Source organism: Undibacterium sp. Di26W (assembly GCF_049340265.1).
In the GTDB taxonomy this organism is placed as follows: domain Bacteria; phylum Pseudomonadota; class Gammaproteobacteria; order Burkholderiales; family Burkholderiaceae_D; genus Undibacterium.
This window is the reverse complement of the sequence record NZ_JBMPOR010000016.1, coordinates 117,892-144,758: the sequence shown is the minus strand read 5'-3', so window position 1 is coordinate 144,758 and position 26,867 is coordinate 117,892. Positions and strand designations below refer to the sequence as shown.

At 53.9% G+C, this 26,867-nt stretch carries 21 protein-coding genes; 14 read left to right on the top strand and 7 right to left on the bottom strand.

The window, feature by feature from the left end; genetic code table 11:
• Positions 1 to 230 precede the first annotated feature (230 nt).
• Both hutC and ACO0LM_RS18515 read right to left on the bottom strand, forming a co-directional pair.
• Entirely contained in the window at positions 231 to 941 is a 711-nt protein-coding gene (gene hutC / locus ACO0LM_RS18520; protein WP_423038777.1) for a histidine utilization repressor, read from the bottom strand.
• Between the two features lie 84 nt (positions 942 to 1,025).
• On the bottom strand, positions 1,026 to 1,961 hold the full coding sequence (locus ACO0LM_RS18515) for a LysR substrate-binding domain-containing protein (protein WP_423038775.1): 936 nt from the start codon (positions 1,959 to 1,961) through the stop codon (positions 1,026 to 1,028).
• Between the two features lie 152 nt (positions 1,962 to 2,113).
• On the opposite strand from ACO0LM_RS18515, the gene ACO0LM_RS18510 reads away from it, so the two are divergent.
• Positions 2,114 to 2,881 (top strand): 3-oxoacyl-ACP reductase family protein, encoded by a 768-nt coding sequence (locus ACO0LM_RS18510; RefSeq protein ID WP_423038773.1) that lies wholly within the window; start codon positions 2,114 to 2,116, stop codon positions 2,879 to 2,881.
• A gap of 228 nt (positions 2,882 to 3,109) precedes the next feature.
• On the opposite strand, the gene ACO0LM_RS18505 is transcribed toward ACO0LM_RS18510, so the two are convergent.
• Entirely contained in the window at positions 3,110 to 3,517 is a 408-nt protein-coding gene (locus ACO0LM_RS18505) for a rhodanese-like domain-containing protein (RefSeq protein ID WP_423038771.1), read from the bottom strand.
• Between the two features lie 253 nt (positions 3,518 to 3,770).
• Between ACO0LM_RS18505 and hutU the strand changes: the two genes are divergently transcribed.
• The 5 genes from hutU (at position 3,771) to ACO0LM_RS18480 (ending at position 13,278) form a co-directional block, all read left to right on the top strand.
• Positions 3,771 to 5,474: a urocanate hydratase gene (gene hutU, locus ACO0LM_RS18500; protein WP_423038769.1), complete on the top strand. Its 1,704-nt coding sequence runs from the start codon at positions 3,771 to 3,773 to the stop codon at positions 5,472 to 5,474.
• Between the two features lie 213 nt (positions 5,475 to 5,687).
• Complete coding sequence (gene hutH, locus ACO0LM_RS18495) at positions 5,688 to 7,229, top strand: histidine ammonia-lyase (protein WP_423038767.1); 1,542 nt, start codon at positions 5,688 to 5,690, stop codon at positions 7,227 to 7,229.
• An 82-nt stretch (positions 7,230 to 7,311) separates the two neighbouring features.
• Positions 7,312 to 7,920, top strand: a complete 609-nt coding sequence (locus ACO0LM_RS18490) for a HutD family protein (RefSeq protein WP_422984836.1) — start codon at positions 7,312 to 7,314, stop codon at positions 7,918 to 7,920.
• The gene (hutI, locus tag ACO0LM_RS18485) at positions 7,920 to 9,140 is read left to right on the top strand and encodes an imidazolonepropionase (RefSeq protein WP_423038765.1); all 1,221 of its coding nucleotides are present in this window, start codon (positions 7,920 to 7,922) and stop codon (positions 9,138 to 9,140) included. Before ACO0LM_RS18490 ends, hutI begins: the two co-directional genes overlap by 1 nt.
• A gap of 331 nt (positions 9,141 to 9,471) precedes the next feature.
• The gene (locus ACO0LM_RS18480; RefSeq protein WP_423038763.1) at positions 9,472 to 13,278 is read left to right on the top strand and encodes a DUF748 domain-containing protein; all 3,807 of its coding nucleotides are present in this window, start codon (positions 9,472 to 9,474) and stop codon (positions 13,276 to 13,278) included.
• A gap of 121 nt (positions 13,279 to 13,399) precedes the next feature.
• Here the strand turns inward: ACO0LM_RS18480 and ACO0LM_RS18475 are convergent, their stop codons facing one another.
• Positions 13,400 to 15,022, bottom strand: coding sequence for a M28 family peptidase (locus tag ACO0LM_RS18475; protein WP_423038761.1), 1,623 nt, complete (start codon positions 15,020 to 15,022; stop codon positions 13,400 to 13,402).
• A 390-nt stretch (positions 15,023 to 15,412) separates the two neighbouring features.
• Here ACO0LM_RS18475 and ACO0LM_RS18470 point away from each other — a divergent pair, with 390 nt between their 5' ends.
• Both ACO0LM_RS18470 and ACO0LM_RS18465 read left to right on the top strand, forming a co-directional pair.
• Positions 15,413 to 15,805 carry a response regulator gene (locus tag ACO0LM_RS18470; protein WP_423038759.1) on the top strand — a complete coding sequence of 131 codons (393 nt, stop codon included), beginning with the start codon at positions 15,413 to 15,415 and terminating at the stop codon, positions 15,803 to 15,805.
• Positions 15,806 to 17,449, top strand: a complete 1,644-nt coding sequence (locus tag ACO0LM_RS18465) for a diguanylate cyclase (protein ID WP_423038757.1) — start codon at positions 15,806 to 15,808, stop codon at positions 17,447 to 17,449. It begins immediately after the preceding gene.
• A gap of 263 nt (positions 17,450 to 17,712) precedes the next feature.
• On the opposite strand, the gene ACO0LM_RS18460 is transcribed toward ACO0LM_RS18465, so the two are convergent.
• On the bottom strand, positions 17,713 to 18,600 hold the full coding sequence (locus ACO0LM_RS18460) for a LysR substrate-binding domain-containing protein (RefSeq protein ID WP_423038755.1): 888 nt from the start codon (positions 18,598 to 18,600) through the stop codon (positions 17,713 to 17,715).
• 163 nt (positions 18,601 to 18,763) lie between these two features.
• Here ACO0LM_RS18460 and ACO0LM_RS18455 point away from each other — a divergent pair, with 163 nt between their 5' ends.
• The 3 genes from ACO0LM_RS18455 to ACO0LM_RS18445 all read left to right on the top strand — a co-directional run bounded on the left by ACO0LM_RS18455 (position 18,764) and on the right by ACO0LM_RS18445 (position 22,513).
• Positions 18,764 to 19,546: an alpha/beta fold hydrolase gene (locus ACO0LM_RS18455; RefSeq protein WP_423038753.1), complete on the top strand. Its 783-nt coding sequence runs from the start codon at positions 18,764 to 18,766 to the stop codon at positions 19,544 to 19,546.
• Between the two features lie 229 nt (positions 19,547 to 19,775).
• Positions 19,776 to 20,657 carry a phosphatidate cytidylyltransferase gene (locus ACO0LM_RS18450; RefSeq protein ID WP_423038751.1) on the top strand — a complete coding sequence of 294 codons (882 nt, stop codon included), beginning with the start codon at positions 19,776 to 19,778 and terminating at the stop codon, positions 20,655 to 20,657.
• Between the two features lie 44 nt (positions 20,658 to 20,701).
• Positions 20,702 to 22,513 carry a bifunctional alpha/beta hydrolase/class I SAM-dependent methyltransferase gene (locus ACO0LM_RS18445; protein ID WP_423038749.1) on the top strand — a complete coding sequence of 604 codons (1,812 nt, stop codon included), beginning with the start codon at positions 20,702 to 20,704 and terminating at the stop codon, positions 22,511 to 22,513.
• Here ACO0LM_RS18445 and ACO0LM_RS18440 read toward each other — a convergent pair.
• Positions 22,461 to 23,081, bottom strand: coding sequence for a CDP-alcohol phosphatidyltransferase family protein (locus ACO0LM_RS18440; protein ID WP_423038747.1), 621 nt, complete (start codon positions 23,079 to 23,081; stop codon positions 22,461 to 22,463). The two genes, ACO0LM_RS18445 and ACO0LM_RS18440, sit on opposite strands and share 53 nt — an antisense overlap.
• Entirely contained in the window at positions 23,081 to 24,271 is a 1,191-nt protein-coding gene (locus tag ACO0LM_RS18435) for a phosphatase PAP2 family protein (protein WP_423038745.1), read from the bottom strand. Before ACO0LM_RS18435 ends, ACO0LM_RS18440 begins: the two co-directional genes overlap by 1 nt.
• 71 nt (positions 24,272 to 24,342) lie before the next feature.
• Between ACO0LM_RS18435 and ACO0LM_RS18430 the strand changes: the two genes are divergently transcribed.
• Genes ACO0LM_RS18430 through ACO0LM_RS18420 form a run of 3 tightly spaced genes read left to right on the top strand, consistent with a single transcriptional unit; the run spans position 24,343 to position 26,563 of the window.
• Positions 24,343 to 25,407 (top strand): hypothetical protein, encoded by a 1,065-nt coding sequence (locus ACO0LM_RS18430; protein WP_423038743.1) that lies wholly within the window; start codon positions 24,343 to 24,345, stop codon positions 25,405 to 25,407.
• The gene (locus tag ACO0LM_RS18425) at positions 25,404 to 26,132 is read left to right on the top strand and encodes an SDR family NAD(P)-dependent oxidoreductase (RefSeq protein WP_423038741.1); all 729 of its coding nucleotides are present in this window, start codon (positions 25,404 to 25,406) and stop codon (positions 26,130 to 26,132) included. The genes ACO0LM_RS18430 and ACO0LM_RS18425 overlap by 4 nt, the downstream gene beginning before the upstream one ends.
• Positions 26,063 to 26,563 carry a hypothetical protein gene (locus ACO0LM_RS18420; RefSeq protein ID WP_423038739.1) on the top strand — a complete coding sequence of 167 codons (501 nt, stop codon included), beginning with the start codon at positions 26,063 to 26,065 and terminating at the stop codon, positions 26,561 to 26,563. Before ACO0LM_RS18425 ends, ACO0LM_RS18420 begins: the two co-directional genes overlap by 70 nt.
• Positions 26,564 to 26,867: the final 304 nt, after the last annotated feature.

The window sequence follows — 26,867 nt, the reverse complement described above, 5'->3', positions numbered from 1 at the left end:
GTCACCATACGGACAACTTGCAACTTAAAGCCAATCTCAAATGTTCTTCTTTTTGCTTTCATCTCTTTTCCTCAATAAGTGAATTATCCCACCTATCTCGGTGTCCGTTATTATTAGACCACTACAGAAGTCTGGCTTTAGAAGTGCAGAAATTGAACTCAAATTGAAAATGAGCTTTTCTCTGTGACCTCTGTGCCCCCTCTGTGTCTCTGTGTTGAGAGGTCTTGCAGTTAAAAACTACCCGCAAATTGATAGCGCTTGCCCGGATGCCACATGGTGACGCTGGTGGCGATCATGCCTTGTGAGCGGGTTTTTCTGTGCAGGACCAGGCAGGCTTCTTTGGTCGGGATGTGCAGCATGTCGGCGATTAGTTTAGTGGGCAGCACGGCTTCGATGCGGTAATCAACGCCTTGCAGGGGGGCGACGGCGACCAGGTATTCATTCGGCGTCATGCTGCTGAAATCTTGTTGCAGGTATTCCGGCGTCACGCTGGAATTGACCCAGCGGTCTTCGACCTGTATTGCCACTTCGTTTTCAAAATGAACAATGACCGAATGAAACAGCGGGTGCCCGGCCTTGACCTGGAATTCTGCCGCCAGTAGTTCGGTCGCGGCTTCTGCCTTCAGCTCATGCAATTCACTGCGGTGGGCATGGCCACGGGAACGGATTTCTTCGGCGATGCTCTTGATTTCCACCAGCGTGGCCTGGTATTTTTGTTGCGCCACATAGGTGCCGGAACCCTGTATGCGCGTCAGTATCTGCTCGCTGGTCAATTCACGTATGGCACGGTTGACTGTCATGCGCGACACCCCAAACTGGCCAGCCAGCGTGGTTTCCGCCGGAATGACATCGCCTTCTTTCCACTTGCCTGACTGGATTTCCTTCAGCAGGGTATCTTTGATCACTTGAAAGGCTGGGATATCTGGCTTGCTGGGTTTCACAGGATGGGCGGCGCTAGAAAAATGGGTGGTGGCTGCATTTTCTCATAGGCAGGCAGGGATGGCGAACATATCCACTGGCAGCACTTATTTTTTTCGTGGCAAGGCAGAAAACTTGCCAGTGATATCCAGCTCCCGAAAGCGCATCAGGATGAAATCGACAAACAGCCTGGTCTTGGCCGGCATCAGTTTGCTGCTGGCATAATACAGCGCAATGGGGCCAATATCCGCATGCCAGGCTGGTAGCACGCGCAGCAAGCTGCCGCTTTCCAGATAGGGCAGGGCATGCAGCTTGGGTACCATGGCCACGCCCATGTCCAGCAGGGCAGCGTGGCACATGGCTTCGGGGTCATCCATGATGATGCGCGTCTTCAATTCCATTGCGGCTTCTTCGCCTGCGGCATTGCGCAATGTCCACGAGCGCAGCCGGCCGCTTTGCGGTGAGCGGCGGATGATGCCATCCAATGTCGCCAGGTCCGCAGGCTTGACCGGCATCTTATGGGCAGCCAGATAGGCGGGCGAGGCAACCGGTATCACATGGGCGCGCGCGATTTCACGCGCAATCACGCCTGGCACCAGTTCTATGCCGCCACCGATGGCGATATCAAAGCCCTCGGCGACCAGGTCTACGCTGCGGTTATCAAAATGCAGATCAAGGATGACGTCGGGGTAAGTCTTGACGAAATCATTCACCGCTGGCAAGACATAATCACGTCCAAAAGTCAGCGCCAGGCTGATCTTCAATACACCAGCGGGTTTGCCGGCAACGTTTTCCACATTCGCCAGGGCCGCCTGTATGCTGTCCAGCCCACCCCTGATCTGGGTCAGGAATACTTCCCCCGCTTCCGTCAGCACCAGGCTGCGCGTACTGCGCTGGAACAGCCGTATGCCCAGCCGCGATTCCAGCTTGGCGACATTCTTGCTGACCGCCGCCGGCGTCAAGCCCAGATTACGCGCCGCCTGCGAAAAGCTGCCTGCTTCGGCACTGCGGACGAATGACTCGATACTCGCCAGTGTTTCCATGATGATCCTTTTACTTTCAACCTTTGGTTGAAAGTAATGTAATCGATTATGGACTATTTGTAATCACTTTAAAGGTAGAAAATAGCTTCATCCAATCACGGATTGAACAGCAATTCATTAACACCTTTATTTAAATTACACAGGAGAACGACATGACACAAATTTTGAACACACAAGCAAACACCACACTGAATGGCAAAGTAGCCCTGGTTACCGGTGGTTCACGCGGTATTGGTGCCGCCATCGCACAAAAGCTGGCACGTGACGGCGCGACAGTGGCAATTACCTATGCCAGCAGCGGCGATCAGGCAGAACAGGTCGTGGCCAGCATACGTGCTGCCGGTGGCAAGGCGCTGGCGATACGTGCCGATGCCCAGGATGCAGATGCCGTCAAACAGGCCGTCAACACCGTAGCGGCAGAATTGGGCGGGCTGGACATACTCGTCAACAACGCAGGGGCAGCCGTGTTTGGCAGCATTGACGACTTCAGCATGGCCGACTACCAACGCCTGCTGGCCATCAATGTGACGGCAGTGTTTGTCGCCACGCAAGAAGCACAGCGCCATATGAAAGAAGGTGGCCGCATCATCACCATAGGCAGCGTCAACAGCGATTTTGTACCGGTAGCGGGCCTGTCTGTGTATGCGCTGACCAAGGGTGCAGTGGCGTCCTTTACTCGCGGCCTGGCGCGTGACCTTGGCCCACGCGGCATCACTGTCAATAATGTGCAGCCCGGCCCGGTAGATACAGAAATGAACCCTGCCAACGGCCCCTTTGCCGACACCATGCGCACATACATGGCGACTGGCAAATACGGTACGGGCGCACAGATTGCCAGCCTGGTGGCGTATCTGGCGAGCGAAGATGCGGCATTTATTACCGGTGCCAATCTGAAGGCGGATGGCGGCTTTGATGCTTGATATTGCCCCTTAGTCTTCAAGGGGATGACATCGGGGTTTCACAAAGCATGCTTTGTGCCGACAGAATCCAAGCAGCTTGCAAGCTGCGCGGCGGACAGGTAAGGATGGGGACGGGTTTCAGTCAATTCACGACGGATGCGTTTCTATTACGCTGATATCAGAAACCCATGCCTCCCAGCCAGTATCCGGCTGTCCACCAAAGCGGCGATAAAATTGCCTGGCCATGCGCTATGCCAGTTCTGCCACTTCAGTCGTCAGGCTGAAGCCTTCATCCAGCCAGCCGGTGATGCCGCCTATCATGATTTTGACCGGGCGTCCCAGTTGCGCCAGCTTGATTGCGGCCCGCGTCGCGCCATTGCAATGCGGGCCGGCGCAGTAAGTCACAAACAGGGTATCGGCTGGATAGCTGGCCAGTTTCGAGGCGATGATTTTACCCCCGAGCAGGTTGATGGCACCCGGCACATGGCCGCTGGCATAGGATTCCGGGCTACGCACGTCAAGCAGAACGAAATCGGCCTTGCCTTCGGACATGGCGTGGTGGGTATCCCAGCAATCGGTTTCGAACCGCAGGGAATCAGAAAAATGGGCCAGGGCTTCAGAGCCGCTGGCAGCAGCAACTTCAGTAACGACGGACATGGGGTTTGCCTTTCATTTGTGGGTGACGATGTGTTCATTGTCGGCTTGCTGGCCGGTTACGGACAGTGGCGTTAACGGCATGGTTCGGTAAGATTACGCCAATATTGCAGGTACCGAAAAATATTCATGGGCTCATAAATATTTGCTTGCAAAAGTTGTATATACAACTTAAACTTTATTCCAATGGTTCAAATCTGATCCGGCTTTATTTTTTGACCGGATTTCTATATTGCATTTGTTGATGGAGAGAGACATGAACAACGATCCCCGCTGGGATGCCAGCCGCGTAATTCACGCCCCGCATGGTGCAGAAAAAACCTGCAAGACCTGGGTAGCCGAAGCGGCCTACCGCATGATCCAGAACAATCTGGACCCTGCCGTCGCAGAAAACCCCAAGCACCTAGTGGTGTATGGCGGCATAGGCCGCGCTGCCCGTAACTGGGAATGCTATGACCAGATCCTGGCGTCGCTGAAACAGCTGGAAGAAGACGAAACCCTGCTGATACAGTCCGGCAAACCGGTCGGTGTGTTCAAGACCCATGCAGATGCGCCACGCGTGCTGATCGCCAATTCCAACCTGGTGCCCAAGTGGGCCAACTGGGAACATTTCAATGAACTCGACCGCAAGGGCCTGTTCATGTATGGGCAGATGACTGCCGGTAGCTGGATCTATATCGGCACCCAGGGTATCGTCCAGGGGACGTATGAAACCTTTGCCGAAGCAGGGCGTCAGCATTTCAACGGTGACTGGGGCGGGCGCTGGATATTGACCGCCGGCCTGGGTGGCATGGGTGGCGCGCAGCCTTTGGCCGCCAGCTTTGCCGGTGCCGTGTCGCTGAATATAGAATGCCAGCAATCGAGTATCGATTTTCGCCTGCGTACCCGTTATGTCGACAAGCAAGCCAAAGATCTTGACGATGCCCTGGCCCTTATCAAACATCATTGTGACCGCAAAGAAGCGGTATCGATTGCCTTGCTTGGCAATGCCGCAGAGGTCTTGCCAGAATTGGTCAAACGGGCAAAAGCCGGTGGCATGAAACCTGATCTGGTCACCGACCAAACCTCTGCCCATGACCTGATCAATGGTTACCTGCCGACAGGCTGGACTGTCGCACAATGGAAGGCCGCACAACAAGACGTAAGCCAGCATGCCAGGCTGACTGCCGATGCCGCACAAGCCTGCGCCGTGCATGTGCAAGCCATGCTGGATTTCCATGCCATGGGCATACCGACTGTGGATTATGGCAATAATATTCGCCAGGTGGCGTTTGATACCGGCGTCAAGAATGCCTTTGATTTCCCTGGCTTTGTACCTGCGTATATCCGCCCCTTGTTCTGCGATGGCAAGGGGCCGTTCCGCTGGGTAGCCCTGTCGGGTGATCCGGAAGATATCCGCAAGACCGATGCCAAAATCAAGCAACTGTTTCCGCAGAATAAAGGCGTACACAAATGGCTGGACATGGCAAGCGAGCGCATCGCCTTCCAGGGTTTGCCGGCACGCATTTGCTGGCTTGGCCTGGGTGAGCGGCATATTGCCGGGTTGGCCTTCAATGAGATGGTCAGGAGTGGCGAACTGAAAGCACCGATTGTTATTGGTCGTGATCATCTGGACACAGGCTCGGTCGCCAGCCCCAACCGCGAAACCGAAGGCATGCGCGATGGCACCGATGCCGTGTCCGACTGGCCTTTGCTGAATGCCTTGCTGAACACCGCTGGCGGTGCCAGTTGGGTATCGCTGCATCATGGTGGTGGCGTGGGCATGGGTTATTCCCAGCATTCTGGTATGGTCATCGTTGCGGATGGTACGGATGCTGCGGCAAAACGCCTGGAGCGGGTGTTGGTGAATGATTGCGGCTCTGGCGTCATGCGGCATGCGGATGCGGGGTATGAGCAGGCGGTTGCCTGTGCGGAGCGTGAGGGTTTGAAATTGCCTATGATTAAGGGTGCTGCCAAGTAAACCGATTTTATTTATCGCGTTAATAGTATTTTATTTTCATATTCCCTCCCCTTCAAGGGGAGGGCAAGGGTGGGGATGGGTTTCGGTTGATTGACCAAGAATTCAGATTACACGAGAAACCCATCCCCATCCCGACCTTCCCCTTGAAGGGGAAGGAGTAGATTGCCCCTCGAATCTGACCACACAATTATTAAAAGTATTCAGGAAAAAACCATGAGCACCCATTTTGAAATCCAACCCGGCGAATTCAGTCTGACTGATCTGCGCGCCATCTGGACCAAAGCCCAGCCTTTGAAGCTGGCTGGCAGCGCCTATGCCGCCATCAATGCGTCCTCCGCCACCATCGATAAAATCGTGGCGAAGGGGGATGCCGCCTATGGCATCAACACTGGCTTCGGCAAACTGGCCAAGACCCGTATTCCGGATGATCAGTTGGAACTCTTGCAGCGCAATCTTATCCTGTCGCATTCTGTCGGCTCTGGTGAATTGATTGCGGATGAAGTCGTGCGCCTGATACTGGCGATGAAAATTGGTAGTCTGGCGCGAGGGTATTCTGGCATACGTGCATCGGTCATCGACAGCATGATCGCCATGTATAACGCCGGCATCATGCCGACTATCCCGGTCAAGGGTTCGGTCGGGGCGTCTGGTGATCTGGCACCTTTATCGCATATGACCCTGGCTATGCTGGGCGAGGGCGATGCCCGTGTGAATGGCAAGCTGGTGCCGGCCAAAGCAGCGCTGGCGGCAGCTGGCATTCAGCCTGTCGTGCTGGCCGCCAAAGAAGGCCTGGCGTTGATCAACGGTACCCAGGTGTCTACGGCGCTGGCCTTGAATGGCCTGTTTTTGGCAGAACGTTTGCTGGAAGCGGCTACCATTACCGGTGCCTTGTCAGTCGATGCCGCCAAGGGCAGTGATGCGCCGTTTGATCCGCGCATCCATGCCAGCCGTGGTCAGCCCGGCCAGATGGCGACTGCCCAGATTTATCGCAGCCTGCTGGAAGGCAGTGAAATCCGCCGCTCCCACCTCGTCAATGATGAACGTGTGCAAGACCCGTATTGTCTGCGCTGCCAGCCACAAGTCATGGGTGCCTGCCTGGACATCATCAACAATGCTGCCCGCACCTTGCTGATCGAGGCCAATGCGGTGACTGATAATCCGCTGGTGTTTGTCGAAACCGGTGAAGTCATTTCTGGCGGTAATTTCCATGCAGAGCCAGTGGCTTTTGCGGCAGATACCCTGGCGCTGGCGATTGCAGAAATCGGCTCCATTTCCGAGCGCCGCATTGCCTTGCTGATTGATGCCTCGATCTCTGGCTTGCCACCTTTCCTGGTGCCATCGTCCGGTTTGAATTCGGGTTTCATGATTGCCCATGTGACGGCAGCAGCACTGGCATCTGAAAATAAATCGCATGCCCATCCTTCCAGCGTGGACAGCATACCGACATCGGCCAACCAGGAAGACCATGTCAGTATGGCGACCTATGGTGCCCGCCGCCTGCATGAAATGGCGCACAATACCGCCACCATCGTTGGCATAGAATTGCTGGCAGCGGCCCAGGGCATAGACTTCCACGCGCCCTTGCAAACCTCGGGCATGCTGAAACAGGTACACCAGTTGTTGCGCAACAAGGTGGCTTTCTATGACAAAGACCGTTTCTTTGCGCCGGATATCGAAGCTGCGAAAACGCTGGTGGTGGAGGGCCAATTGAGCGCACAATGTCAACAGCTGTATCAGAATTTATATTTATTCTGATTTTTTTTAGGCTGGAACAGGATGGTGGCTTCTTCAGCTTGAAGAAGCCATTCTGTGTTTGGCCCGACAACTCCTGAAGACTATGCGTAAGTGGACAAGACTAGACTATCAAACCATGCCATGGAAAAATGGCGGTGGCAGCACGACTGAGCTGGCGATTTTTCCGCCGGGGGCCAGTCTGGATCATTTTGTCTGGCGCTTGAGCACCGCCGAAGTCAGCAGCAATGGCCCGTTTTCGCATTTCAACCAGATTGACCGGACCCTGGCGATTCTGTCAGGCGATGGCTTGATCTTGCATAGCGATAGCGAACAAAGCCATGCCAGCAGCATATTCCTGAAAAAAGACAGCTTGCCGCACCAGTTCCACGGCGAAACCCCTATCAATGCCGAACTCTTGCATGGCAGTGTGCTGGACCTGAACATGATGACGCGGCGCGATGTCTGCACCCATCACATGCAAAGGCTGGAAGCCGGCAGCCATTTCATCGAAGCCAATGACGCCCAGCAGCTCTTGCTGTTTTGCGCGGAGGGCAGTGCCCGCCTGTCCAGCGGTGAAACCTTGCAAGCCTACGATTGCTGCCTGTTTGATGAAGAGCATGAACACGGCGGCATACGCCTGAACCTGCATGCCGATGAAGGCAGCGTGCTGTACCTGATGCGCATACAATTCCTGAATATGGGTGATAGCTGATGGTGCAGACTGAATTATCCTGGGACAGTTTGTGGATCAATGTGCACCTGGCTTGCATGACGGATGGCTATGCTGACATCCGGGATGCGGCCATCGCCGTCAAGGATGGCAAGATCGCCTGGCTGGGTTTGCAAGCCGAGCTGCCGGCTGGCTATATCACGGCAAAAACCCATGATGGCAAAGGCTGCTGGCTGACACCTGGCCTGATCGATTGCCATACCCATCTGGTGTATGCAGGCAATCGCAGCGATGAATTTGAAGCACGATTGAACGGTGTCGCCTATGAAGACATCGCCAGGCAGGGTGGCGGCATCAATGCCACCGTACGTGCCACCCGTGCCGCGACCGCAGATGAATTGCTGGCCGCCAGCCTGCCACGCCTGCATGCCATGCTGGCCGAAGGGGTGACCACGCTGGAAATTAAATCCGGCTATGGCCTGGACCTGGAAACCGAGGCACGCATACTGCGCGTGGCCAGACGCATAGGGCATGAGTTTCCAGTACGCGTCAAAACCACGTTCCTGGGCGCGCATGCCTTGCCGCCAGAATATGCAGGGCGGGCCGACGATTACATCAAGCTGGTGTGTGAACAGATGTTGCCAGCCCTGGTGGCCGAAGGCCTGGTGGATGCCGTTGATGTGTTTTGTGAAAAAATCGGCTTCACACCAGCGCAGACTGAACGCGTGTTCCAGGCAGCGCAGGCATTCGGCCTGCCAGTCAAACTGCATGCCGAACAATTGTCTGACCAGGGCGGGGCTGCATTGACGGCAAAATACCAGGGCTTGTCTGCCGACCATCTTGAATACTTGTCGGATGCAGGCATCGCCGCCATGGCAGCCAGCGGCACGGTGGCCGTGCTGTTGCCGGGGGCCTTTTACTTTTTGCGCGAAACCCAATACCCGCCACTGGCGGCATTGCGTGCGGCTGGCGTGCCGATAGCCCTGGCAACGGATTGCAACCCCGGTACGTCGCCCATGACTTCCTTGCTGCTGACCATGAATATGGCTTGCACCCTGTTCCGCATGACCCCGCTGGAAGCCTTGCAGGGCGTGACTTGTCATGCAGCGCGTGCCTTGGGCCTGGGTTCTGAAACCGGCAGTCTGGAAGTCGGAAAGGCAGCCGATTTTGTCTTATGGGCCATCGCCAGGCCGGCAGATCTGGCGTATCACATCGCCGGCAATCCTTCACAGGCCAAGGTGTTTGCAGGGATAGTCAGCTGAAAATTTCTTTGCTGATTGACATTCTTTAACCTCTCTTCAGGTGGGTTTTCTGGTGCTTCCCTGTCTATCGTTGCCAGTGACGACTATAATGTAGGACTTACGCAAAACCGCCCCAACTGCGTTGCAGCTCCTCTCCTAGGAGCCGCGTACATTCGTACTGTCTTCGTCGCCGCGGTGTAGTCGGGGTTTTGGACAATATATTGTCCGCCGACGTAACGAACTTCCCCTGCAAGGGAGGTTTCCTAAAAGCGGCAGCCTTGCTGGGACAATTTTGCGTAAGTCCTATAATGTTCTTCAGGTAGACACAATAGACACAAGCAAAGAATTGATCATGACAACAGTAAAGCAAAAAATGACGAATGCTATTCAACGCTGGCATTTGGGGCGTTGGGCAACAGGTTTCGTCGGTTTGCTGTTATTGTTTGCTGCCTTGAGCTGGGCCTTCCTGCCCGGCGTGGTCAGGCGCATCGCTACCGAAGAAGTGCAGCAGCAGATAGGCCGCAAGCTGGATATGGGGGATATTCGTTTTTCACCTTTCCGACTGGCGCTGACGATAGAAGATCTGAACCTGTATGAAGCTGACCAGCGCACACCTGCAGTCAAAGTCAAAGAACTGGTACTGAACCTGTCACTGGCATCGGTATTCCGGCAGGCGCTGATCGTGGATGAAGTCCGGGTTACCGAACCCTATGTGCACATCATCCGCAGCGCGGGTGAAGGCTATGGGCGGTATAACTTCAGCGACGTTCTCGACAAAATCGCTGCCATGCCCAAGAGTGATTCCCAGGCACGTTTTTCACTGGCCAACTTGCAGGTGGCCGGCGGCAGGATAGATATCGACGACAAGGTTGTCAATGAACAATTCAAGGTGGAAGCGCTGCAAATTGGTGTGCCCTTTGTGTCCAATTTCCCCAATCAGGTGGAAAGCTTTGTCGAACCCATGCTGTCGGCCAAAGTAAATGGGTCGAATTTTGTCTTGAAGGGCAGGGCCCGGCCGTTTACCAATAGCCTTGATACCTCGCTGGCAATCGACCTCGACAAGCTGGACCTGACCCAGTACCTGCCCTATGTGCCTGTGGCCTTGCCGGTACAAATCAAGAACGCAAAATTGTCTACCAAACTGGATTTGATTTTCAGCCGCAAGAATACCCACCCTGAATTATTACTGGCAGGGGACGTGCATCTGGATGAGCTCCATGTTACTGATAAATCAGATGCACCCTTGCTGAAACTCGGCAGCCTGCACGCACAAATCAAGCAAGTGAATGTCATGACGGCAGCAGCCAGCATCAGCAAGCTGGAATTGTCAGCGCCAGAAATCTGGCTGGATATCAATCAGCAGGGCCAATTGAACTGGGCTAACCTGGCAACTCCGGCTATCCCGCCTAAAGATGGCAAATCAAATAATAAGAGTGCCGTAGCGCCAGTGGTGGCTGCTTCAGCCGCATCGTCTCCAGCCGTAAGCCTAACAAAACCGGTCGCTGCCTTGCAGCAATTGGCAGAACTACAGTTGTCAAAAGGGATTTTGCATTTCCGTGATGCCAAACATGCCAACCCTGCACAGACCGTCAACCTGAAAGATATCAGCCTGACCGCGCGTGGCTTGTCGTCTGCAGCCGACGCCAAAGCTGCTGCGTTCAAGTTTGCACTCAATGGTGAAAATGATGAAAGCCTGAAACTGGAAGGTGAGATACAGCCACTGATTGGCACGGTAAAAGCACAACTGGCTTTAAATTCATGGTCATTGGCTACTTATCAGCCTTTGCTGAGCAATTATTTACTCGCGAGTGTCAGCGGGAAATTCGACGTGAATGCACAATTGCAAGTGCAAAAAGGCCTGGTGCAAGTCGATGATCTGGGTATGAAACTCAGCCAGTTCGCCATCAAGCCCAAGTCTGTCGACGATGGTAGTTTCAATCTGAAAGCATTGACGGTAGATAAGCTGACCCTGAACATGGAAAGCAAGCAAGTCAATATAGGCAGTGTGCTGTTCGACGGCCTGGTGACGGATGTGCGACGGGATGAACAAGCGGTATTGAACCTGAAGAAATGGCTGAAATCCAGCACCAGCGTCAGCACGGCTGCACCTGCAACAGTGGATAGTGCTGCCAGCACAACCAGCGCTGCCGCCAACTCGACCAACGCTGCCGCCAACTCGACCAGCGCTGCCGCTGCAGCAACCTGGAAAGTCTATCTTGCAAGCCTTGACTTCAAGGACAGTGCGGTCAGCTTCAACGATAAATCCATGTCGCCAGAAGTTAAACTGAAACTGGATGCCTTTAATTTGCATGCAGAAAAACTCAGTAGTGATATGTCGCAGCCAGTCAAAATGACTTTGCAAACCAATATAGGTAAGAAATCAAAGCTAAGCCTGGATGCAACTGCATCCGCCCTGTTGAAAAATATCACCATGAACCTGGATGGCCAGGGCTTGCCGGTATCGGCCTTGTTTCCCTATGTGTCACCGTATGTGAATGCGGAATTGACACGTGGTCGGGCAGATATCAAAGGTAAATTGAATCTCAACAACGTACTCGACAGCAACCGGCAGATCAATTACGAAGGCATGCTGGCGCTGAATGATTTCCACTTGCTGGAAAACGGTGCGGATGAAGATTTCCTGGAATGGAAAAACATCTCCATGGATGGCCTCAGCGCCCAGATCGGTGGTGACAAGCAGCTGGTGACCCTGAAAAAACTGGCACTCAATGATTTCTATGCGCGCGCCATCCTGTCTGCCAAAGGCAAGCTGAATATACAGACCATACTCAGCACCAAGAAGGCCGATGTGGAGGACGGCGACACGACTGCTGTTGCTCCTGCAGTCGGGCAGACAACCGCCACGGCGCCGGCAGATGATGCAACAGTCAAGCCCGTCACCAGCAAAACCGCGACCACGACTATTGTCACCGTACCTTTGCCAGCCAAGCCTGAAAAATCCAATCCCGTCGTGATACGCGTTAGCCAGACCACGCTGCGTGGCGGCAATATCAACTTCACCGACAACTTCGTCAAACCGAATTACAGCGCCAACCTGACCGGTGTTGCCGGTACCATAGGCGCAATCGCCTCTGACAATCCACAACCTGCCACCATAGAATTGAATGGCAAGGTCGATGACGATGCGCCACTGGTGATTTCGGGCACGCTGAATCCGCTGTCGAATCCTGTCTTCATGGATGTCAAGGCCAGCGCCAATGGGCTGGAGCTGACTCGGCTGACGCCCTATGCAGCCAAGTACGCCGGTTACGTCATCGAAAAAGGCAAGTTGTCCATGCAAGTGTCTTACCGCATAGAAAACCAGCAATTGCAGGCAGAAAATGATGTACGCCTTGATCAACTGACCTTTGGCGAAAGAGTAGACAGCCCGACTGCGACCAAGCTGCCCGTCATGCTGGCGGTTGCTTTGCTGCGTGATAACCAGGGCCGTATTGCGATTAATTTGCCGATTACCGGCTCTTTGTCGGACCCACAGTTTTCAGTTGGCGGTATCATATTCAAGGTCTTCATGAACGTGATTACCAAAGCAGTGACATCACCATTTGCCTTGCTGGGTTCGATGTTTGGTGGTGGTGAAGAACTGGCCTATACCGAATTTCTGCCCGGCCAGACCAGCCTGACGCCTGCTGCTACCGCCAAGCTCGACAATCTGGCCAAGGCACTCAAGAACCGCAGTAGCCTGAAGCTGGACATCATAGGCCGTGTTGAACCGGCGACGGATGCAGATGGCATACGCCAGATATTGCTGCTGCAAAAAATGCGTGAACTGAAATGGAAAGACGTGCATCAGAAAGACCGCACCGTCAAAAAAGATGACATCGTCATCACCGAAGCAGAAAAAGCCAAGTACGTGGAAGAAGTCTATCAGGCAGAAAAATTCACCAAGCCACGCAATGCCATCGGCATGGCCAAGACCCTGCCAACGCCAGAAGCAGAAAAAATGATACTCGCCAATACCCAGGTGACGCCGGACGCCTTGCGCAGCCTGGCCCAAAAACGTGCCGATGTCGTACGCGATTACCTGGAAGATGTGTCAGGTGTTGAACGCGAAAGACTGTTCCTGATTGCCCCCAAACTGAATGCCGATGGCATCAAGGACAAGGGCAGTCCGAACCGGGTGGATTTTTCGCTGAAATAGCTTGAACAAGATGAAAGCCGGGCGTAGTGATTTCGTGCTGCAATGAAGCAGCACGGTAATGGAATTGCAGCAGGGATAGCTAAGGGTGTATCCGTCGTCCCTGCCTGATTCCGTCACCCCGTCACTTCGCTACACGTCGGTACGTTGCATCCTTTTTCCAGACCGGCATAGTGGCGTCGTTGCCAAGCGCATAGCCCAGATTTAAAGTAAATTGCGCCTGTTGTACCATGCCGCTTAAATCCCATGCCGGGTAGTAGCGATCACGGGGGGTATGGTAGTCTTTTTTAAACGCTTTCATTTGTGCTGCCTCTTGTTCTGCATCATGATCAAACGCAAACGATCCATCACCAGAAAATACAGCGGAACCAACATTAAATGCGGGAACGCCCGCCCGCACAAAGTTGAAATGATCGGCGCGAAAGAAGGCACCACCTAAATCGGGAACGGACGGCGCAATGCGCAAGCCCATTTTTTTGGCAACGGCTGCAGCGCTGTTAAGCAAGCTGCTGTGCTCACTGCCTGCTACTCCCATGTCCTGCGTTTTACCGACAAAATTCATGCTATCCAAATTCAGATCGGCCGCAGTTTTTTCCAGTGGCCATAAGGGATGTTGAACGTAAAACGCGCTACCAAGCAAGCTCTGTTCTTCCGCACAGGGCCATAAGAAAATTTGCGTACGTTTCGCAGGATGTGTTACCGCAGCCTGCGCCATGGCCAGCAAGGCAGCTGCACCGGAAGCGTTGTCCACGGCACCATTCCAGATTTGTGCAGGTTTGCCGGGTTCTTCCACGATACCCAGATGATCCCAGTGTGCCGAATACACTACGGCCTGCTGTTTCAATTTTGCGTCATTACCAGGTACCATGCCGATGACGTTTTGCTGCTCCACTTTACGCACGGCACTGCGCAAGCTGACATGTATCCTTGCATCGAGTGCAACGGGTTTAAATTCACGGGTTTCGGCTTGTGCACGCAGCGCGTCCAAGTCCTGTCCTGCCGCAGCGAACAAGGCTTTGGCATTATCTTCCTGTATCCAGCCTTCCAGCGCATTGCCATCCTTGCCAAGACTAAAGCGTTCGTGGCTAAAAGATGTTTGTGGCACGTTCCAGGCGTAGCTGGCTGAAGGCAAAGTGTGAATCAATAACACCCCTGCGGCACCTTGCCGTGCGGCTTCTTCAAACTTGTATGTCCAGCGGCCATAATAGGTGAGCGCCTTTCCCCCAAAACGATTTGGCTCGTCCATGGTCGGCTGAGGATCGTTGACCATCATTACCAGCAATTTGCCTTTCAGATCGACGCCTTTGAAATCATCCCAATGTTCTTCTGGTGCACGTACGCCATAGCCGACAAACACCAGCGGAACGTCGACATCATTTTCGGTTTTGCCGTTGGAAGAACCATACACAATGTCGGCCCCCATGACTGGCGAGAGGCTAGTTTTGTTTGTTTCAAAACGGAGCTGACTGCTACTGAGCGTTTGGCTACCAACCAGTGTCACAGTTTGCCGATAGCCATTTGCGCCCGGTAGCTGCACTAAGCCCATCGCCGCCGCTTGCGTTTCGAGGTAGCGCACTGCAAGATCGCCCCCGCGTTGCCCGGTACCACGCCCCTCCAATAAATCGTCAGATAAGAATGCCAAATGTGCACGCAACGGGGCTTCCTGGACTTGCTGGGCCTGGGCCGCATGACTGGATAGAGCAAGATGTAAAACGATAAGGGATACAGCGGTCAACAGGGGGCGCATCAGAAGTCCTATAAATTGAATTAATTTTTCGCCAGATCATATTACAAAACAGGTGTTTTTTTAAAATGGATATCAACGCTGTACAGAAACAGGAAAACAGCCAATGTTGCAGTACAAGATATTTCGGCTGTTATAGCGTTAGGCCATGTTTTTCGTCAATTACTTCCCTTGTGGTAATGATAATCTTGCTTGTTTGACGAATAAGTGGATAATTATTTCAAAATATACATGTATCGTGAAAACAAAAAGGAGGATTCAAGCCCTGACTTGTTGCCGAGGGCGCTTTGAATGATGATTATTCTGATAATGAGCAGGATTTATTGTTGTTTTGCGAGTAATCTTGATTTATCCTGAAACAATCTGTTTCATCTATCGCAATAAGGAGTAGCAATGACTTCTGTAACGCTCGCCAACATTCTGTATGTGGAAGACGATGCTGACATACAAACCGTGGCCCAGATAGCGCTCGAGGTTGTTGGTGGTTTTAGCTTGAAAACCTGCAGTTCAGGTGCCCATGCCATTGAGGTAGTCAGTGGTGGATACGTGCCAGACCTGCTGCTGCTGGATGTCATGATGCCGAACATGGATGGCCCGACCACGCTGGCCGAATTACGTAAATTGGTAGGCACCCAGGCCACACCCGTGATCTTCATGACGGCCAAGGTGCAGACCACCGAGATGGAATTTTATAAATCACTGGGTGCCATCGGCGTGATCGCCAAGCCGTTTGACCCTATGGAATTATCGACGCAAGTACGTAAGTTATGGCAGGAGAAGCCGTAAATGTCAGACAAAAATGATAGCCTGCAAGAAAAGCTGCGTGCCCTGGAAGCCGTTTTTCTGCAGAAACTGCCGTCAAAAATACACGAAATCCTGAGCACCTTGCAGGAGGTGCAAGATCGCCCGGACGATAGAGAAGCCATGGTCGTGCTGCACAGGCATCTACATACCATGGCCGGGTCTGCCGGGACTTTCGGTTTTGCCGAAATCGGCGCCCAAGCCCGGGTCTTTGAAGCCGTGCTGAAGCCGCATCTGGAAGGCAAGCCCTGGACGGTGGAAGAGCTGAATGCCTATTCCGCCGACATGAATCGCTATTTTGACTATGCCTTGAAGCATGACACCACGCCAGTGAATGGCGTCGCAGAGAGCGTGCAGGAAGAAGAACGGTATATCAGTGACCCCCACCTGATTTACCTTGTGGACGAAGATGAAGCGCAGAATCAGGAAATTACCGACCAGCTGGAACACTTCGGTTATGAAGTCGTACGCATCAGCCATCTGCGGGCATTGGCAACGGCGGTAGCCAGCAGGCGCCCGCATGTGATCGTGATTGAACTCAGCTTCCCCGAAGGCAAGATCGCCGGTGCAGAAGAAATTGCCCGCATCAAGCAGATAGAACGTTTCCGCATTCCTACCGTGTTTGTCTCGCGTTCCAGCAGTTTTGAATCGCGTCTGCTGGCGGTACGTGCCAGTGGTGATGGTTACTTCACCAAACCGGTGGATGTGGTGGCCCTGACCGAACGCATAGAAGGCATCTTGCAGTTCCATGAAAACAAGAGCTATCGCGTGCTCATCATTGATGATGATGCCGTTACCTCGAAATTTTATGGCGCGATTTTGCGCGATGCCGGCATGAATGTCTACCTGCTGAATGACCCTACGCAGCTACTGACGGTGATGACTGATTTCCGTCCCGAACTGGTGTTGATGGATGTCTATATGCCGGTCTGTAGCGGGGTTGAGTTGTCGCGCATGATACGCCAGGACAATTCGTATGTTGATGTACCCATCGTGTTTTTATCCAGCGAAGCCGATCGGGCCAAGCAACTCGATGCCGTACGCGCCGGTGCCGATGATTTCATCACCAAGCCGGTCGCACCAGAATACCTGAAGTCATCGCTGTACAGCCGGGCAGAGCGGTATCGCTCTTTGCGCGCCTTGATCATGCGCGATGGCTTGACGGGCCTCTACAACCATACCGCCATAAAGGAACAACTGGCTTCCGAGATATCGCAAGCCAGTCGCAACGGTGCACCGCTGGCATTGGCGATGATAGACCTGGATCACTTCAAGGAAATCAATGATACCTATGGCCATCCTGCTGGCGACCAGGTTTTGCGTACGCTGGCACGCCTGTTGCGACAACGTCTGCGCCGCAGTGATCTGGTCGGACGTTACGGTGGTGAAGAATTTGCCGTGATCTTCCCGGACACGACCGCGACCATGGCACGCAAGGTGCTGGATCAGGTCAGGGTCGCATTTGCCAAGATACAACACCATTGTGAAAACGGCCATTTCTCGGTCAGTTTTTCTGGCGGTGTGGCAGATCTGGAATCAACGATCGATGCCGCCGAATTGATTGACGCTGCCGATGCCGCCATGTATGTGTCCAAACAGAGTGGTCGCAATCGCATCAGCATGGCTTAAGTCTTAATGGCTGGATAAAACGGGCTACCATCACGGTAGCCTTTTTTATTTCGGTGCGATTTAGCGCAGCGTAATCACACGTAGTGCACCCGACAATGACGAAGGCGCTTCAAATTGCCTTGCCTTTTATCCCGGCGGAAGGACTTCACTGTTTTGTATTTTGTGTGGCAAACCGACAGTTGAAGATAACCAACCGTGGCAGACCTGCGTACGATTACGCTGCTCTATTCTTACCTACGTCCTGACTAGGTTTTGGCCCTAAATCAAGCCTGAAGAACTGCCTTGCGAAACCGGGTCACCAGTGGCCGCTGTTCGTCCGTGCGCCAAACGAGGTGCACGCTGACCCGCAGATCCAGCCATGGAATTTCGCGAAAAATGACATCTTCCGGTGCATAGGCATTACCCAGGCTTGCCTGCACCACCGCCAGCCCGACACCTGCGCTGACCAGATGTAGCGATGATAGCGGGTCCGAGGCTTCATAGACGATATCGGGGGAGAAGCCGGCTCGCTGGCAACCCGCCAGCAATGCGGGGCGTATCGTATCGACCGGTTGACGGACGACGGCGATCCATGGGCGCTGATCAAGTTGCTTCGGCTGGATTTTTTTCGATTTGCACAGTGGGTCATCCTTGTGCATGGCGAGTAACAGCGGCTCGTCAATAATTACCGCACTGCTCAGATCGGCTGATTGCTCGGGTGCGCGGTAGGTAAAGCCAAGGTCCAGAGTGCGCTGACGCAGGCGCTCGAATTGCACTGCGGTGCCCAAGCCCTGTAACGACAGCGCGGCCGACGGGCTGATGCGTCGAAACCGTCGCAGCGCCGGGCTCAGGAGGTTTGCATGCAAGGCAGCTTCGACGTAGCCGATCGCCAGCCGCCCCACTGTACCGGACCCCAGGCGGCGACCAAACGCCTCGACACGCAAGGCATTTGCCACGAGTGCGCGTGCCTCGCCCAACAAGTCGTGTCCTTCTTGTGTCAGGCGCAGCCGTTTCTTGTTGCGCTCGAAAAGCAGCACGCCGAGTTGATTTTCAAGCTGCTTGATCTGGCGGCTCAGTGGCGATTGCGAGATGTGGAGTATCTCTGCGGCGCGGCCGACGTTTTCGGTCTCGGCCACTGCAATGAAATACCGGAGTTGGCGCAGATCTAGCATAGTTGAGTCCTTTCAGGTCTCAACTATCCCATATTCTGTCTTGGACAGCAATCATCAGTTAGCGGATTCTAGGGGGCTGATCAATTACCCTTGAAGACGCCATGAAAAAATTACTTGCCTTCGGGTTTTTGATATCCATTTTTTAATTAAGCAGGAGTCTACTATGCACATCAAATTCAATCTTTGGCGTTGGTCGGCCTGGGTCATGGCCCTGGCGGCCAGTTTCGCTACGCCCTTGTCTGGCGCGGCCACACCCCCATCAACGGTGCGCAACATCGTGCTGGTGCACGGTGCCTTTGCCGATGGCTCAAGCTGGCTGCCTGTGATCAAAATCTTGCACCGCAAGGGCTACCATGTCACGGCGGTACAAAATCCACTGAGCTCTCTTGCCGATGACGTTGCTGCGACGCGGCGTGTTCTGGAGCGGCAGAAAGGCGGCGTTATCCTGGTCGGTCATTCCTGGGCTGGGGCGGTGGTGACTGAAGCTGGCAACGCCGACAATGTGCAGGGGCTGGTGTACTTGTCCGCACTGGTGCCGGACAGCGGGGAATCTGTGAGTGACATGCTGAACCGCCTGGCGTCGCCGATGGAAGGGCTGACACCGGACAAGGAAGGATTGATATGGCTCGACGATCCAGTGGCCTATCGGCAAGTCATGGCGGGTGATGTGTCTGTACCTAAGGCGCGACTGCTGGCGGCGACACAACAGCCGATCTCGGCTCGCACATTTGCCGACAAAGTAACAACGGCAGCATGGAGCAAGAAGCCCAGTTGGTACCTCGTGACAGAGAATGACAAGGCCCTTCAGCCCAATGTACAGCGCGCTTTGGCCCAGCACATCGGTGCGACAAGTATGACTGTGAAGTCGAGTCACATGTCGCTGGTCAGCCATCCTGAGGTGGTCGCTTCTCTCATTGAACGCGCAGCGCGCTCAGTGGGAAGATAGGGGGTTGTGGCGATTGCGTGGCCTCACAGGGAAGCAAGCGGCCAGGCCCGCAATCAAAAAGAACATTGCGCTGGATTTTTTTTGTTGCGCAACCCCTGTATTTTTTGTTACGTAATCCCTGCGTGATGCGCCCGCATGCCATTTGTTTCTTCTGCTTACATATTAAAAAAACAAGTGCAGCACACGTCGGTGTACACTGGCATATCTTTATTGTTGTCCAGGTTGATCAGTGTTTTCCAATTTTCTTGCCGGCAATCCTACCGTGGGTGCCATGTTGATGCTGTACCTGTTGCTGGCTTTCGCAAGTGTGGGCGTAGGCAGGCATAGCGCACCCCAGAGCCAGTTGCGCAAGCAGGTGAATGCCTGGTGGTTTATTTTTCCCGTGGTCAGCCTGAGCCTGTTCCTGTATCCCGTTGGCCCTTTGCTGATGGCGCTGCTGATCGTGGTGCTGGCGGTGCGTGAATTGTCGTTGCACTATACCGGGCCACGCTGGCGTTTCTTGTTGTCTTGCCTGCTGCTGGTGTTGCTGCAAGTCGGCTTGCAATATGTGAATGCCTTTGATGCCAGCCTGATTTTACCTGCCTTGTTATGCCTGCAAGCCTTGCAGTTTTTCATCTGGCGGCAACGCAATCAATTGCTGCTGATGTTGTTTCTGCTGCTGTGCTATGGCCTCAGTTTCATGCTGAATTTATTGACCTTGCCCTTTTCAAACGAAGTCCGGCTGGCCTGGTTTTTTTACCTGTTTGTCGTCACGGCCCTGAACGATATCGCCCAGTTCGTCAGTGGAAAAATATTTGGCAAGCAGACCATCGCCCCCACCATCAGCCCGAATAAAACCTTGCAGGGTTTGCTGGGCGGCGTCGTGATATCCATGCTGGTATCGACCGGCCTGGGCAGTTATCTGCATCTGGCCACCCCTCTGTATTTGCTATTGATGGGCATCTTGCTGTCTGTCGGCGGTTTTGCCGGTGATCTGATTTTTTCAGCAGCCAAACGACATCTCAAAATCAAAGATTTCTCTGAACTGATACCAGGCCATGGCGGCATACTGGACCGGGTGGATAGCCTGGTGCTGACTGCGCCCTTGCTGTATCTGGGTTTGCTGTTTTAAAAAATCAGCGTTTACAAAAAATGATAGCTAATGAAGGACTATGCATGACAACACAACTACAAACCAAATGGCTATGCAGTGAATCCGGCTTTGACAGCCACGACAGGTCGCGCCTGTTTTACCGTATCTGGAAACCCTTGGCGATTGCTGCAGACCAGGCACAGAAATCACAGAAGGCGCTGATATTTCTACACCGTGGCCATGAACATTCTGGTCGCATAGGGCCGCTGGTCGAGCAGTTTGGTTTTGTGAATGACTGGGCCTTTGCCTGGGATGCACGTGGCCATGGCAATTCGCCGGGTGAACGCGGTGATGCCCCTGATTTTCAAACCATGGTGCGTGATTTTGACAGTTTCATTGATCACATCAGCAGTCACTATGGCATCGCCAAAGAAAACATGCTCATCGTCGCCAACAGCGTGGGCGCGGTGATCGCCGCCACCTGGCTGCATGATTATGCGCCGCGTGTGCGTGGTGTGGTCATGGCAGCGGCAGCATTTGATATCAACCTGTATGTGCCGCTGGCAAAGCCGGCACTGCGTTTTGCCAGCTGCTTCAAGCCGGATCTGTTTGTCACCAGTTATATACGTTCGTCCATGCTCACCCATTCGGTCGAGCAGGCCAGGGCGTATGATGCTGATCCACTGATCACCAAGAATATTTCTGCCCGTGTTTTGCTGGATCTGGCCGATACCGCCAAACGGGTGGTGCAGGACGCGCAGGCGATAGACGTACCGGTCATGATGCTGGTTGCTGACAAGGATTATGTCGTTAAACAGGCACCGCAAAAGCAGTTTTATGACCGCATTTCTTCGCCCCTGAAGCGTTATGTGCTGATAGAAAATTGTCACCATGCGATTTTTTATGAGAGTGATGCACAGGTGCAGCAAGCCATACAAGCGGCCAGGGAATTTATCTTTGAATGTTATGCACGTGACGTGCCGCCTGTACAGCATTACTTCAAGGCCGATACACAAAGCCAGAGCGCGCAGCAATACCTGGCCCTGCAGCAGGGCAAGCTGGGTGGCGCGCTGGAAAATGCCTTTTACGGCCTGCAAAAATTCATGCTGGGGCATCTCGGCAAGCTAAGCAATGGCATGCGTATCGGCCTGCAACATGGTTTTGATTCTGGTGCATCACTGGACTATGTCTACCGTAATCAGGCCGGTGGCCATTTGCTGATAGGCGGCATGATAGACCGTGGTTATCTGGATGCCATAGGCTGGCGCGGCATACGCCAGCGCAAAATGCAGATGCAGCAAACACTGTCTGATCTGATACAGCAATGCCCGGCAGACCAGCCTGTACGCATACTGGATATTGCTGCCGGTGGTGGCCGCTATGTGCTGGAAACCATCAAGCGTTTTCAGAATCGTGATATAGAAATCAGCCTGCGGGATTTTGACCAGGCCAATCTGGATCAGGCGCGTCAACTGGCAGAACGCCTGCAATTAAAAAACACTATCAACTATCAATGTCGCGATGCTTTTGCCGGCACCAGTTATCCGGTAGAAGAGGGGACGTATGACATCGTCATCGTATCCGGCCTGCATGAATTATTCAGCGACAATGTGCTGGTGCTGGCGTCGCTGCGCGGCATACAGCAGCAATTGAAAATCGGTGGCCATCTGATCTACACCGGCCAGCCCTGGCATCCACAACTGGTGATGATCGCCCGTACCCTGAATAATCACCGGGGCCAGTCGTGGCAGATGCGGCCACGGCCCCAGGCAGAAATGGATGCCCTGGTGGCCAGCATAGGTTGCCGCAAAGTGGCTACCCAGTTGGGTATTGCCGGAATATTTACGGTGTCGGTGGCGCAGCGGGATGCGGCAATGCCCGTTTTATCCGATTGAACAAGGTCCATAGCAAGAGCAGCAGGACTATCCCCAACACGGCATTCAGCCAGGTGGCTGTTATTTGAAAGGCCACCAGCAGGGCCAGCAAACCAAAGGCAAAAGCGCGGTCGCTTTTGCCCATGGGGCCATCAAAACGCCGGGTAGACCCTGCCAGCAAGGCAGCCACACCGGCAAATTCTGCCAGCAGCGCCAGCATGGCAACCGCAATCAGCAAGGGCAGGTGGATCCCGCTTACCAGTGCAAAGGGCAAGACCAGGACCGCATCCGACACCTGGTCAGCCACTTCATTCAAGATGGCACCAAAGGCTGTTTTTTGCTGCGTAAAATTGGCCAGCATGCCATCTATCGCATTCAAGGCCATACGCACCAACATGAACAGCGGCAGGCCCAGCCACAGTCTTGTGTCCTGGGGAAAGCAGGCCAGTGCAATGCCATACGCGATGGACAGCAGCATCGCCAGCAGCGTGATCTGGTTGGGCGTGACGCGCCGTTTTGCCAGGCTGGCCAATACAGGTTGCAGCAGTTGCTGGAAGCGGGGTTTCAGTTGGTAGATGGAAAAGCTCATTATCTGGCAAGTATCCCTTGTGACATATACAGTTTGGCCAGCAATATACATCGGCTATAGCCCATGGCGCAATGCAGGTAGACTATCTTGCCGGCATCCATTTCTGCACGCATGTGTTGCAATACCTCACGCACGGTATCCGGTGCCGGTGTCAGCAAATCCATCAGAGGGAAATACTGGTAGGCATGGGTACGCAGGGCAGTGGTTTCGCTCAGTTCATTGGCCAGGTCGATGATGCTGCAATCTGACGGTAACAGGCGGGCTTCCCTATCGCTGAGGCGACGGCCGACCCATAATTGTTCCGTGAGTTTGATGACAACTGGCTTGTGCCGTTCACGCCAGACCACCGCATGCCAGGTCAGCCGGTAACCCAGCAGATACGGCGCATACAAGAGCCAGATCCACCACGGATGCCGGCCGTCATGCTTGTGCAGAAAATTGCGGTCACGCCGGAAATACGCCAGACTGATCAGCAGCAGACTGCCTGTCATGTAGAGCGCTAACGGGTTGTGCCAGGCCAGGACCCCGGTAGACAACAGCGCACAGGCTGCCACCAGATAGTAAAAAGCCACATGGGGTTCACTTTTCTTGGGGGTAATCATGATGATGCAAAAAAACGCCAGCAAGACACCCCCCACCAGGTCCAGCACATGATGCTGGAAAGTGAAGACGGTAGAAATAGCAGTCAGCGTCAGCCAGGCTGCCAGCGCTATGCGTCCAGGGCGGGAGCGTATGTGCGGGTGCAAGGCCTGCCAGAACAGGATGCAATAACAGACATGCAGCGACGGCAACTGGTTATAGGGCTTGTCCATCAGGGTCAGTGACGCATACAGATACGCACACCAGGTTGACTCGATGACAGGTCTGGGCCAGCTGAATTGCAGCGGGTAGATCACAAACAGTATCGCTGCCACCACCGTTGCCAGTAACAGGCGCTGGCTGATGACGCGCAATTCATCCTGCGTCTTCACCATAAAGAACACCAGGCAGAAAAATATACCCGAACTCAGGTAGGGCAGTATCATCCATTGCAAAAATGGAATGCTGGCCTCAAATGGCAAGGCGGCATGGCGCACTATGCCCTGCTGTTGAGCCAGCAAATTGGCACTCAGGTAGCACAGCGCAAACGTCAAGGCATTCAGCAGCAAATGACGCAAGCGGTGTTGCACAGTTGCAGGTAGAGACGGCATTTAAGGTGCGAATAGTCTTAACAGTGTGCTATTTTAGCAGTATGAATCAAGTTAAAAAATATAAACGCTGCATGGTATTAGCGGGCGGTGGGTTTCGTTTTGGCATTTATTTGGGAATGTATGCGGCAGCCTGTGAAGCTGGCCGGGCACCCGACATCTTGCTGGCAAGCTGCGGCGGCGCACTCGCGGCCAGCATCATTGCGGGTTTGCCAGATGATGCGCAACGCAAGGCCTGGCTCAGTTCTGAAGACATGTACCATTACTGGGGCGGCCTGACGTCGTCACCCAGGGCAGGCATCGTCCGTACCCTGGCCATGGCGGCCAAGCGCGGTTTCATACGTGACTCTGCCACGGTCATCCCCGACCTGTTCAATGAATACCTGTTTGAAATCCCGCCCAAGCTGCCGCTGCCAGAGGTCGCAGTCAGCCAACAAGCTGTCGCCACCGCCATTATCGGTGGCAAGCTGCTGTTTGATGAAAGCGAAGCCGGGCAGCCGCGTGGCCAGCGCAAGCTGTTTGCCGAAACCGTGTTTTGTGAACCCAGGGCCGCAGCCTTGCTGGCAGGCATGCCATCCCCACTGGCAGACCCACGCTGGGGCGATCACGCCATTTCAGAAGAATTGCTGTGTGACGTGACTACCCCCACCAGCCTGGCGGCACGCATTTCTATCACCGACATGTTTTACTTCCGCTGCCATGCACATACCGACGGTAATTACTTTGGCGGCGTGCTCGATCTGTTCCCCATCGAAGTGGCAAGAAGCCTGGCCGATGAAGTAGTGATGGAATTCAAGCAAAGCTTTGACCAGGCCTTTTCCATTCCCGCCTGGCGTACCGTCCTCGGCCTGGACGGCAACGACCGCCTGCGCTATGTGAATGGCCAGCCAGTCGATGTACGCATCGACACGTCCGATGTGGCAACAGTGCTGGACAAGGAAGCCGTACAAAAGAAACTGGACTGGTTGCAGAACCGCATCAGCTTGCAGATGCCCAAAGATTACGCCACCTATGTCGCGTATATGGACGCCCAGTGGCAGTACGGTTATGAGCGCGGCATGGAAGCCTTTACCCGGCAAACCGCCTATGACGAATCGCATATCCGCAATAGTGACAAGTACAGCCGGGGCAGTGCATGAATATCATGATCATCGGCGGGACCAGCGGCATCGGTCTGGCCCTTGCTCGCTATTATCTGCAACACGGCGCCAGCGTGGCGGTATGTGGCCGTGATCTGCAAAGGCTGCCGCCTGATCTGCATGGCGCTGCCGGTGTGCTGCCTTTTCAGTTTGACATTGCAGACCGCAGCGCTTTGGCGCAAGCCATCGATGACTTTGCCGTGCAAGGCCTGGACATGTTGATCGTCACCGCTGGCATCTATTTCAACACCCGCAGCCACTTGCTGGATGAGGCCACTCCCCTGCGCATGTTGCAAACGAACGTCAGTGGCCTTGGCCATGCATTTGAGTTGGCCGCTGCCAAAATGTTAAAGCAAAAATCAGGTCAACTGGTGGCTATCTCATCCATCGCCGGTTTGTTGCACGACTATCCTGGCGCCTCTGTCTACAGCGCCACCAAGCGCAGTGTGCTGAGCCTGTGTGACACGTATCGCATAGCGCTGAAACCTTTTTCAATTGCTGTTACTGCGATAGTGCCGGGCTATGTGGATACCGCCAAACTGCGGGCATTGAATGCGGGCGATGCCAGTCACAAGCCTTTCATCATGTCAGAGCAAAAGGCGGTGGGCTTGATTGTGGATGCCATTGCCAAGCGCAAGGATAGGCTGGTGTTTCCGTGGCAGATGAAGTGGCTGGTTGGGGTGTTGAATTTGTTGCCGAGGTGGGTGTTGAGGGTGAGGAAATAGGACCAATCATAGTCTTGTCGCTCTTGCGCAGGCTGAAGGCCACCGGGCTGGCGTCCCACCGGGCTGGCGCTCCAGCGGCGTTGTTTTTGTGCCGTACTTTGATTGAAGCGATTGCCCTTCGTAGAGCCAAGCCGGGTCTCGGCCCGGCGGCCGAATTCCTTTCTTTGCTTCGCCAAAGAACGGAATCAAAGAAAGGCGACCGCAGACTCGCCCTGCGGGTGCTTACGCTGCGCTTCAGCATAATTTGTGCGTCACAAAAAATGGGAAAGCTTCGAAACTCGCTACGCTCAAACACGAAGCTTTCTGATCCATTTTCTGTGACGCACAAATTACATCGTCCCAAGCGGATGAGAGTCAAAGACAACCTCAAAAACAACTGCAACAGCAAAGTCAAAACCAACGTCAACACAACCGTATTCACATTTATTTGAATGCCGTCGATCGACCGTGGTGTTGGGGTTGCAGCTGTTTTTGACTCTAATCCGCTTGGGACGAAGCCATTTGTGTAGTGCAGAAAATGGAAAAAGAAGGTCCGATGTTTGAGCCGCAGGCGAGTTGCGGACCTTCCCATTTTTTGCACTACATAAATGGGCACTCCCGCAGGGAGCGAGTCTGCGGTCGCCTTTCTTTGAATACGTTCTTTGGCGAAGCAAAGAAAGTATTTCGGCCGCCGGGCCGAGACCCGGCTTGTGTCCACGAAGAGCAATCGTTTCAATCAAAGTAAGGCACAAAAAC